This is a genomic window from Pseudomonas sp. R37(2017), from assembly GCF_002113375.1.
Taxonomy (GTDB): domain Bacteria; phylum Pseudomonadota; class Gammaproteobacteria; order Pseudomonadales; family Pseudomonadaceae; genus Aquipseudomonas.
In genome coordinates, this window is the sequence record NZ_NEHO01000022.1 from 18,298 (window position 1) to 27,158 (window position 8,861).

At 58.0% G+C, this 8,861-nt stretch carries 8 protein-coding genes; 7 read left to right on the forward strand and 1 reads right to left on the reverse strand.

Annotated features, from left to right (window positions below):
• Positions 1 to 69 precede the first annotated feature (69 nt).
• The 6 genes from CAG47_RS24955 (at position 70) to CAG47_RS24980 (ending at position 6,890) form a co-directional block, all read left to right on the forward strand.
• A complete protein-coding gene (locus CAG47_RS24955) occupies positions 70 to 1,647 on the forward strand; it encodes a glycosyltransferase (protein WP_256577536.1) in 1,578 nt (525 codons plus the stop codon).
• Positions 1,641 to 2,936 carry a glycosyltransferase gene (locus CAG47_RS24960; RefSeq protein WP_085728432.1) on the forward strand — a complete coding sequence of 432 codons (1,296 nt, stop codon included), beginning with the start codon at positions 1,641 to 1,643 and terminating at the stop codon, positions 2,934 to 2,936. Before CAG47_RS24955 ends, CAG47_RS24960 begins: the two co-directional genes overlap by 7 nt.
• On the forward strand, positions 2,933 to 3,817 hold the full coding sequence (locus tag CAG47_RS24965; RefSeq protein WP_085728434.1) for a bifunctional 2-polyprenyl-6-hydroxyphenol methylase/3-demethylubiquinol 3-O-methyltransferase UbiG: 885 nt from the start codon (positions 2,933 to 2,935) through the stop codon (positions 3,815 to 3,817). Before CAG47_RS24960 ends, CAG47_RS24965 begins: the two co-directional genes overlap by 4 nt.
• Entirely contained in the window at positions 3,814 to 4,971 is a 1,158-nt protein-coding gene (locus tag CAG47_RS24970; RefSeq protein WP_085728436.1) for an acyltransferase, read from the forward strand. The genes CAG47_RS24965 and CAG47_RS24970 overlap by 4 nt, the downstream gene beginning before the upstream one ends.
• The gene (locus CAG47_RS24975; RefSeq protein ID WP_085728438.1) at positions 4,965 to 5,798 is read left to right on the forward strand and encodes a class I SAM-dependent methyltransferase; all 834 of its coding nucleotides are present in this window, start codon (positions 4,965 to 4,967) and stop codon (positions 5,796 to 5,798) included. Before CAG47_RS24970 ends, CAG47_RS24975 begins: the two co-directional genes overlap by 7 nt.
• Before the next feature lie 384 nt (positions 5,799 to 6,182).
• The gene (locus CAG47_RS24980; protein WP_085728440.1) at positions 6,183 to 6,890 is read left to right on the forward strand and encodes a response regulator transcription factor; all 708 of its coding nucleotides are present in this window, start codon (positions 6,183 to 6,185) and stop codon (positions 6,888 to 6,890) included.
• A 45-nt stretch (positions 6,891 to 6,935) separates the two neighbouring features.
• On the opposite strand, the gene CAG47_RS24985 is transcribed toward CAG47_RS24980, so the two are convergent.
• Complete coding sequence (locus tag CAG47_RS24985; RefSeq protein ID WP_085728442.1) at positions 6,936 to 8,444, reverse strand: sensor histidine kinase; 1,509 nt, start codon at positions 8,442 to 8,444, stop codon at positions 6,936 to 6,938.
• Between the two features lie 72 nt (positions 8,445 to 8,516).
• On the opposite strand from CAG47_RS24985, the gene CAG47_RS29120 reads away from it, so the two are divergent.
• Entirely contained in the window at positions 8,517 to 8,849 is a 333-nt protein-coding gene (locus CAG47_RS29120) for a hypothetical protein (RefSeq protein ID WP_085728444.1), read from the forward strand.
• Positions 8,850 to 8,861 lie beyond the last annotated feature (12 nt).

Genomic DNA, 8,861 nt, shown 5'->3' on the forward strand with positions numbered 1-8,861 from the left:
CTGACTCGAACCGTGTTCTCCCCGTCATGGCGTGAGGCTGCCGGGATGGCGGTCTCACCGTGGGATACCATGAATTTTATTCTTTACTCCGACGTCAACGACAGCTCCATCAGCCAGAGTCTCGGCCGTCCCGAGTACAGTTATTACTTCGTGCTCAAGGCCTATCGCCCTGTGCTCGAAAGCCTTGGACGCGTGCATGTGGTGTCCTCCACCGTCGAGGTCGATCCGCTCTACAAACAGTTATTGGCCGCTGGCGAAAACAGCCTGTTCCTGTCGTTTACGCCGCCGCAGAAAACCCCGAACGACCTTGAGTGCCCGACGATCTGCGTGGTGGCCTGGGAGTTCGATTCGATTCCCGATGAACAATGGGATAACGACCCGCGCCAGGACTGGACGCAAATGCTGGCGCGCCAGGGCCGGGTGATCACGCTCTCCAGTCATACCGCAAGGGCAATTCGCCGGGCCATGGGCGAAGACTTTCCGGTGCTGGTGTTGCCGACGCCGTTGTGGGAAAACTTCGCCGACATTCGCAGTCGCCACACCAGCGCCCCGATCAGCGCCGGCTCGACCCTGAGCATCACGGGTTGCATCTTCGATACGCGCACACTCGGGTTGAGCGCCGATGCGCTGATTCCCGCCGTACCGACCGCCGAGGAACTGGCGGCGCTCGAGGCTGCGCTCGAGGCATTGAAGCCACCGCCGCTGACGCTCAAGCGCCGCTTGGTGATTGCTCGCCATTACCTGCATATGTGGCGCCTGGACAAAGGTAGATCGCTGCCAATCCCGGTGCATCGCACGCATTTTCTAAGCCAGTGGTATTGGGAAGGGATACGCGACTTGTTGTCGGATGCCGCCCATGAGCGCCTCGCTGGCTGGTTGCCGGCCATCGCAGGCCCGCAGACGATTGCAGTACCTGAGCCAGAACCGCGACAGTGGCCGGACACCTCCGCCCAGGTCGAAACACAGGTCGAGGGAGTGGTATACGTCACCGTGTTCAACCCGCGTGATGGTCGCAAGAACTGGCATCAGTTGATCAGCGCATTCTGCTGGGCGTTTCGTGAAACGTCTGACGCGACACTGGTGCTGAAGATTACCCAGAGCGATCTGTCGTCCTACCACGACGAACTGATGACATTGCTCGCACAGCTCTCGCCGTTCGCCTGTCGGGTGGTGGTCTTGCACGGTTATCTGGACGACGCGCAGTACGCCAGGCTGTACGAAGCCGCCAGTTATTACGTCAATGCCTCACGCTGCGAAGGGCTGTGCCTGCCGCTGATGGAGTTCATGGCCAGCGGTAAACCGGTGATTGCCCCGGATCACACGGCCATGGAGGACTATATCGATGAGCGTGTGGCGTTTGTGGTCAAGTCCAGCGAAGAGCTGACCATCTGGCCGCAGGACACTCGCATCATCTACCGCACCCTGCGTTTCCGGCCGGATTGGGGTTCGCTGAAAACCGCTTACGAAAACAGCTACCGCCTGGCCAAGGAACAACCACAGGAGTATCAGCGCATGTCCCTCGCCGCCGTCGAGCGCATGCACGGTTACTGCGCTTTCGCCCCGGTGCAGAAATGCATGGCGGATTTTTTCGGGCTGACGCCACAGGCTTTGCCGACAGCCACCGTGACGGATACCGCTTCATGCTGATCATCATTCATTCGGAAACCAACCAGCACACCATTGCCCAGAACCTTGGCCGCTCGGAGTACAGCTATTACTTCGTGCTCAAGGAGTACCGACCCGTGCTGGAGCGGTTGGGGCGAGTGGTAGAAGTCAGCGACCCGCAGACCGAAGTCGATGCCTTGTACATGGACTGTTTGTCCCGGGGTGAAGCGTGCGTGTTTCTGTCGTTCTCACCGCCTCATCGTACACCGGTCAATTTCACCTGCCCGACGCTGCCGGTGTTCGCGTGGGAATTCAGCACCATTCCCAACGAACCCTTTGCCGGTGACCCGCTCAATGACTGGCGCACTGTGTTGCAGGCAGCGGGTGCGGCGATTACACATTCCAGCTACACCGTGAATGCGGTGCGCGAGGCGATGGGCGCCGACTATCCGGTCATCGCGGTGCCAGCCCCGGTATGGGACCGGTTTTCCGAACGCGGCACCCACTTGCAACGTCAGCCGTTGGCCCGTCAGGTGCGGTTGACGCTCAAGGGGTTGCTGGCCGACAGCCGTGAACTCGACTTGCGAGCCTTCGGGCCCGTGGCAACCCGCGAAGGTGCGGGTATTGATTTCGATGCGCCGCCGAGTGAGCACGAGTTGGTCCTCGATGGCGTGATCTATACCTCGGTGTTCAATCCCGGTGACGGGCGCAAGAATTGGGAAGACATGCTCAGTGCCTTTTGCGTGACGTTTCGCGAGGTGGACGACGCAACGCTGGTGCTCAAGTTGACGCACCACGATGCCGAGCAAGCGCTGGCCGATATCCTTCACCACTTGTACAAAAACCAGTCCTACCGCTGCCGGGTCGTGCTGATTTACGGTTACCTGGCTGACGCGGACTATGAGCGACTCGTGCAAGCCACGAGTTATGTGGTCAACACATCCTATGGCGAAGGCCAATGTCTTCCGCTGATGGAGTTCATGTCCTGTGGCAAACCGGCGGTGGCGCCAAGGACCACGGCAATGATTGATTATCTGGACGCCGAAAATGCATTCCTGATTGACTCCACCGATGAGCTGACGGCCTGGCCTCATGACCCGCGCAGGGCGTTTCGTACCTTGCGCTACATCATCGATTGGGCGTCGTTGTGCAGGGCTTACCAATCAAGCTATGACGTGGCCAAGGGTGATCCCGGGCGTTATGCACGGATGTCCGTGCACGCAGTGGCCAGCCTCGAGAAATTCTGCAGCCAGGCGACTGCCGAGCAGCGGCTTGGCGTATTTTTTGAGCGTCTGTTCGAGAACCGTGTCGTGGAAACCCCTGAGGCATGATTCGCGCATTGGTCCGACGTTTCTTTCCAGAGACGAAACCCGAGCCCCGACCTGCACCATCGCCGGTCGAGCATTCCCGTGTGTCGCCAAGAGAGGTGGGCTTGCACGATGCCATGCATGACGGCTGGTTTGCGGGCGACAGCGGCGAATTGCTCAAGGGGTTTGCCATCACCGCCGACGACACCCTGCTGGATGTCGGTTGCGGCGAAGGCGTGGCGACCCTGTTCGCGGTTCGCCAGGGCGCTTCGGTGATCTTTACCGACAGTGAACATGACAAGGTTCGCGATCTTGCCCGGCAAGTGACCGCGCAATCGGACAAGCCGAACCTGGGGCTGGTCAGCAACAGTTTGCCGCTGCCCTTGGCCGATGGCTGCGCCAGCAAAGTCGTGTGCATGGAAGTGCTCGAACACATCGATCAGCCAGAGCCTTTCATGGCGGAACTGGTGCGCATGGGCCGCCCCGGTGCGCTGTACCTGCTGAGCGTACCGTCCCCGGTGGGCGAGCATTTACAGAAGGGCATCGCCCCGGCCAGCTATTTTCAATCGCCCAATCACGTACAGATTTTCAGCCCCGAGCAATTTGCCGCGCTGGTCGAGGGCGCGGGCCTGGTCATCGAGCATCGCCAGGCCTCCGGGTTTTTCTGGGTCATGGGCATGATTTTTTTCTGGGCCAGCGAACGGGCCGCCGGGCGTGAACTGGGTGGCGCGGTTCGCGACCGGATTCAGGCGCCGTATCCGCCACTGATGGAGAGCTGGGCGAAAACCTGGCAGGACTTGCTGGCCCAGCCCGACGGCTTGGCGATCAAGCGGATGCTCGATCGGTTCATGCCCAAGAGCCAGGTGATCATTGCCCGCAAACCGCAGGTCCGGGAGGGCGCATGAGCAACGACAAACGGATCATGGACATCGAGTTGCTGCGCGGCATTGCGGTGCTTGGCGTGCTGTTTCATCACCTGCAGGACAGCCTGTTCGCGGCGGCTGTTCCGTTGCTGCAGACCATCACGCTGTACTTCCAGCCGTGGTGGGGCGTGGATCTGTTTTTCGCGATCTCGGGCTTCGTCATTGCCCGCAGCCTGATCCCGGCCATGCGCCGCTGCACAACGCGCCGGGAATATTGGCAACAGACGCGCAACTTCTGGTTGCGCCGGGCTTTTCGCTTGCTACCGTCGGCCTGGTTGTGGCTGGCGCTGATGTTGCTGGCATGCCTTTTTCTCAATCGCTCCGGCGCATTCGGCACGCTGCAGGCAAACATTCAGGCGACTTTGGCCGGTGTGGCGCAGTACGCCAATTTCCGCTTTGCCGACAGTTTTTATCGCTACGAATACGGCACCAGTTTCGTGTACTGGAGCCTTTCGCTGGAGGAGCAGTTCTACCTGCTGTTTCCGTTGATGATCGTGCTGTTTCGCAAACACCTGGTGTGGGTGTTGCTGGCGTTGGTGGCGCTGCAATTGTTTACCTTGCGCACGCCGATCCTGATGGTGCTGCGCACCGATGCGCTGGCCCTTGGCGTGCTGTTGGCGATGTGGAGTACGCAACCGTCTTACCGGCGCTGGGAACCGACATGCTTGCGTCGTCCGTGGGCGGGCGTTGCCGCACTGATCGCGGTGTCGCTGCTGCTTAGCTTCATGGCGACGGATCGTTTCACCTTCACTTCCTACCGGATCGGCGTGATTGCGGTGCTGTGTGCGGTGCTGGTGTGGATCGCGTCCTACAACCGCGATTACCTGTTGCCGCGTGGCGTGCTCAAGAACCTGATGACGTGGGTCGGCAGCCGGTCCTACGGGATCTACTTGATCCATATCCCGGCCTGCTTGCTGGTTCGTGAATTCATTTTCCGTTTACAGGATGCCGGGCTGCCCAGTCCGGCTGGCCATCCGATTCTGATGTTGCTGATGGCTGGCGGCCTGATCGTGCTGCTGAGCGAACTCAACTACCGCTACATCGAAATGCCCATGCGCAACCGCGGCGCCTCGCTGGTCAAACGCCTGGGCGCCTCCCGAACAGCCGTCCCATCCTCTGGAGCTACCTCATGCTGAGCCTTTTGAAGAAACTCACGGCGGGCACGCCCGTGCCTGCGCAGCCAGAGACACCTCCGGCAGCGCCAGTGGCGGAGAAAGTCGACCCCTACATGCTCGGCCTGCACGATGCGATGCTCAGCGGCTGGTTCAATCAGCAGACCGGCGAACTGTTCACGGGCTTCCCGGTAACCCCCGAGGACACGCTGCTGGATGTAGGCTGCGGCGACGGCGGCAACGTGCATTTCTGCGGGATGCGCGGGGCGAAGATCATCATCGCCGATATCGACGCGGCCAAGGTCGAAGCGACCCGCCAACGCCTGAGCGATACACCGGCCCGCGATGTCGAATGCCATGTCACCGACTGCAACCCGCTACCGATTGCCGATGAAACCGCCACACGGGTGGTGTCGACCGAGGTCATCGAGCACGTGGACGATCCGGCGCAGTTCCTCGCGGAACTGGTGCGTGTTGGCAAACCGGGCGCGCTGTACCTGCTGAGCGTCCCGCACCCCAGCTCCGAAGACCTGCAGAAAGATATCGCGGCGGCCGAGTATTTCCAGAAGCCCAACCACATCCGCATCATCAGCGAAGAGCAGTTCAAGGCCATGGTCGGCGATGCCGGCCTGGAAGTGATCAGCCACAGCCAGTACGGGTTCTACTGGTCCATGTGGATGCTGCTGTTCTGGGAAGCCAAGGTCGATTTCAGCAATCCGGACCATCCGTTGCTCAACCACTGGGCGGATACATGGCAGGCGATCCTGGCCTCGCCACGGGGCGAACAGATCAAGCAGGCGCTGGATGCCGTGGTCGCCAAGAGCCAGGTGATCATCGCGCGCAAACCCTGATTGGCCAATTCTGTAGGAGCGGGCACCCGCTCCTACAGGGAAACGAGTTCAATCGCGATCAAGCTGGCCGGTAGCCATTGCCGCAAAAATGGGGAATTACACCCACCCCACCGGGTGTTTTCCACCAGATTCGAGGAAAACGCCTCCCTCATCCTTCCTCTCGATTGAAACATTAAGAAACATCCTGCTCATTAATCTGCGCTTTTTCTTCGCCCCAGGGTATTGGCTCATTTGTTGCGTTACCCCTCGGTGACCGCAACAACTGTCGTCCCGAACATCATGGAGACGGCGGGGCTTTTGCCGGATTCGGCATGACACGAGGGGTGGAAAATGAAACGCGAGACGCCACCATGCACCTCAATCGCCTCTAATGAGGAGCTTCCCATGAGTTCCATGATCAAGATCGGCATTGTTGACGATCACCCGCTGTTGAGGGATGGGGTCTCAATGGCGCTGAAGAAAATAGCTGACTTTCAGGTGGTCGAGCAGGGCGGGTCTGCCGATGATGCCATGGAAATTGCCGCTCGTTTTGCTCCGAATGTCTTGCTGATGGACGTCAATATGCCGGGCGATAGCTTTGCTGCCGTGCGGGCGATCTCGGCTTCTTCGCCGGCCGTTAAAATTTTGATGCTGACGGTATCCGAGTCCATCGAGGACGCCTATTCCGCCCTCGAAGCGGGCGCGCAGGGGTATGCGTTGAAAGGCATAAGCGGTCCTGAGCTTGTACAAGCGATCAGAAATGTTGCCAGCGGTGAAACCTTCATAACAACCAAACTTGCCAGCAAGCTGTTAACCAATATCAGAAAGCGCGGGGGGGACAAGCAAAAACTCGAGCTGACCCATCGCGAGGAACAGGTGATCCGGGAAGTATCCAAGGGCCTGACCAACCGCGAGGTTGCGATCAAGCTTGAACTCTGCGAGAAGACCATCAAGCACTACATGACGAATGTCATGTACAAGCTGCGCGTTCGTAACCGGACGCAGGCAGTCGCAGCCGTGATACGGCATTGGGAGAGCGACCATATATCCAGCCTTTGTGGTGCTCTTCAACGCCGCGACCTGGACAACGGTAAGGTGAACAACGAGCTGTAAGCGCTTGCGATGACTCGAGCGCACCGATCATTCTGGCCCTGAGGATCAGATTTTGAACTGTGCCCTGGCTTTGGTTCCGGCATGGGGTGTCGATTCAATGGTGAATACGCCGCCGAGGGATTCGACGCGATAGCGCATGCCGACAAGGCCCAGATGAGTCCTGGCTCGACCTGGCGCATTCGGCTTTTCGGTTGATATACCCACTCCCGCATCCTCGACCTGCACATGCAGAAGCCCTTCAGTGTGAGAGGCGCTGAGTTTTTGGCCTTTTCCTCCTGCGTGAACATAGGCATTGTTCAACGCTTCCTGGGCGAAGCGATAAATACCAATTTTCAGCGCGATCGGTACATCGTCCGGCAGCGTCTCAAGCTTCAGGTCAACGCACGTCTCGGTTCGCTCTTCGTGCCGCTCGGCAAGCAATACCAGCGCATCGTGCAGGGTCAGATCATTGATTTCCGGAAGTGCCAGGCCGAGCGATATTTCCCGCACTTCGTTCAAGGCATCCTTACCGGCACGCTTGATCATTTCGAGGGCCTCTACATCTGCGACGCCTACCGAGTCTTCGAGCTCTTCGAGACGAAGGAGAATAAGTGACAACAATTGGGCAGGACCATCATGAAGATCTGCCCCGATCCGACGCAGAGTAAGTTCATTGATTCTGGTGAATTCGCGATTGGCTTTAGTGACTTTGCGCTGAAGGGCAGCATTGTTTGAGTGCAACCTGGCTTGCTCATTCATTCGCCATTCAAGTGCTGTTTCTTGCTGTTTTATTATCTTGTCGCCACGCCGAACGATAAAAAACAACAATAAAATCATTGCCGTCGTTGCTGCTCCAACAATTGCCCACACCTTCTTGCGAACATTATCGATTTCGCGCTGCAACGCTTGCGCGGTTTCGTAAAACTCGCCAACCGCAACAATTTTTCCAGTACCGGCTTCGCGCAGTGGAGCAAAAATTTCATAGAGCGGAATATTCAGGCTTCGCTCAAAAGCATCCTCAACATCATCCACCGTAAAACTTTCAGCATCACTGTCCAACTCCGTATAAATCTTGCCCGTCAAGGCCTGAGAGATCTCCTCGGTCGGGAAAGTTTTCTGGACCGTGGATTTATCGGTGCTGTAGACAATCGTGCCGTCTGGAAGCCAGATCTTCACCGAGACAACATGTGTACTGAGCGAGGTGCTGGACAGCAAATGGTCAATGGTCTGAATAGTTTCATCGGGGAGTGCCTTTGCAGTGGTCAATTCCTGGGCGAAAGGTTCGAGAAGGTTCTGCATGTAACGCGCGCCCGTCTCTGCCGCCGTTTGAACCGTTGCATCCTCGATGCTCTGGCTTACAAGGTTTCCAACGAACGTCATGGTCAAACCCAGAATGATTGTGGCGCAGATTACGAACTGGGTTGAGCGGCTTAAATGGCGCAATTTCGCGCGGGTGCCCTGTCTCTCTGGCACTGCGCCACTGGAACTTTGGTCGGAGTCTGAATCGACCAAGGTCTGATCCGATTCATTGACCAAGGTCTCGGAATTTGGCTGGGCTTTCGTCTCTGTACACATCCGGGAGGCACCTCAATACTCATTTTCAAGGGAGTGTAAAACTGGTGTTTGAGGTTGAAGGCGGGAGGTGCGATGAGTATTTCAAAAAGATTCTCAAACAGTACTGGCGTTCCACTCGATCAGAACCAAACCCATGGTTCCAATGAGTTCCTGACACCTCCACCAGACGTGTGGAACCACTCGCCAATACATATTAGTCAATTCGCAGTCGATGCCAGTTTTCTCATGGATAAAAGGCTTGTTGACGAAGCCGCATGGACGCAGAACCGTGCCATCACCCCTGAGGAACTCCCGGACCATGGCGATCTTCGCGAGCCTGTTCCGGCCAATGACTCTGAACGCTGGATGTATGGCATCTGTGACAAGCCCCCTTTGCCTGGGAGCGCTCCATGGACAGATGCATAGAGCCCCGATACA

Coding starts and splice junctions, on each gene's coding strand:
- CAG47_RS24980 (WP_085728440.1), top strand. CDS start 6,183: ATGAGTTCCATGATCAAGATCGGCATTGTTGACGATCACCCGCTGTTG.
- CAG47_RS29120 (WP_085728444.1), top strand. CDS start 8,517: ATGAGTATTTCAAAAAGATTCTCAAACAGTACTGGCGTTCCACTCGAT.
- CAG47_RS24960 (WP_085728432.1), top strand. CDS start 1,641: ATGCTGATCATCATTCATTCGGAAACCAACCAGCACACCATTGCCCAG.
- CAG47_RS24970 (WP_085728436.1), top strand. CDS start 3,814: ATGAGCAACGACAAACGGATCATGGACATCGAGTTGCTGCGCGGCATT.
- CAG47_RS24975 (WP_085728438.1), top strand. CDS start 4,965: ATGCTGAGCCTTTTGAAGAAACTCACGGCGGGCACGCCCGTGCCTGCG.
- CAG47_RS24985 (WP_085728442.1), bottom strand. CDS start 8,444: ATGTGTACAGAGACGAAAGCCCAGCCAAATTCCGAGACCTTGGTCAAT.
- CAG47_RS24965 (WP_085728434.1), top strand. CDS start 2,933: ATGATTCGCGCATTGGTCCGACGTTTCTTTCCAGAGACGAAACCCGAG.
- CAG47_RS24955 (WP_256577536.1), top strand. CDS start 70: ATGAATTTTATTCTTTACTCCGACGTCAACGACAGCTCCATCAGCCAG.